Origin of the sequence: Paraliomyxa miuraensis, assembly GCF_026337845.1 — a bacterium.
Classification (GTDB): domain Bacteria; phylum Myxococcota_A; class Polyangia; order Nannocystales; family Nannocystaceae; genus Paraliomyxa; species Paraliomyxa miuraensis.
Genome location: NZ_JAOVZF010000080.1, coordinates 1 through 933 on the forward strand (window position 1 = coordinate 1; position 933 = coordinate 933).

Consider the following 933-nt stretch of genomic DNA (forward strand, 5'->3'; position numbering starts at 1 on the left):
TTGCGTGAGCCGAGCGCGATCTTGACGGCCTCGGCCTTCTGCTCGGCGGTGAAGACTCTCCTCTTTCTCTTACCCATTTGGTCTGTCCTCCAGTATCGCCCGTCGATGCCCAGTTGGCGAAGCGCAACTCGTCCACCGCGCTCCACAGTCATCCACAGGTTGCGAGCCCCCCCTGGGGACCTCGGTTGCTCGCAGCGCCGGTGACAGAACGCTGCACTGATCAGCTACGACGACGAGGGGTTGTTTCGGTTGGAGGGTGTCCACTGAAACGGGGGAGGTCTAGCCCTACGCAGGTCGAGGCCGAACATGGACCGGGGCCGTTGGGCGGCAGAGCAACGGACCACGGGCAATGCGCATCTCGGAGGAGCGAGGATGGAGTTGCAACACAACCAACCGACTCCCAAAGCCCGAGATGCAGCTCAAGACTTTGCTCAACCACGTCCAGAAACACAAGGGCTTCGTCTACGACCGTGCCGAGCTCCGCGAGGGCGCAAGGGAGCGCTTGGTCGTCTGGATCCGCCCCGATACCCGGTGCCGGTTGCTGTGCTCCAAGTGCGAGCACCCCGCGCCGTACTACGACACCCAGAAGGACACTCGGTACTTCCAGTTCGTCCCGCTGTGGGGTCTGCTGGTGTTCTTCGCGTACACCATGCGCCGGGTCAAGTGCCCGCGGTGCGGGGTCAAGGTCGAGGCGATCCCGTGGGCCAAGGGCAAGAGCCCCACGACGACGACCTACGCGTGGTTCTTGGCGCACTGGTCCAAGAAGATGAGCTGGCAGGAGGTCGCGCGTACCTTCCACACGACCTGGGACACCGTCTTTCGAGCCGTGAGCCTGGCCGTGCAATGGGGTGCGTATTCCGGAGCATCTGGGCAGTTGGACCGGTGGACCTGGGCAAGCGTTCCGAAGCACCTGGGCAACGGGAGCGAAGCGAC

At 63.8% G+C, this 933-nt stretch carries 1 pseudogene; it reads left to right on the forward strand.

The annotated features are described in order from the left end of the window. Positions 1–412: 412 nt before the first annotated feature. Positions 413–933 (forward strand): annotated as a pseudogene (locus OEB96_RS00360) (hypothetical protein); the annotation flags it as partial.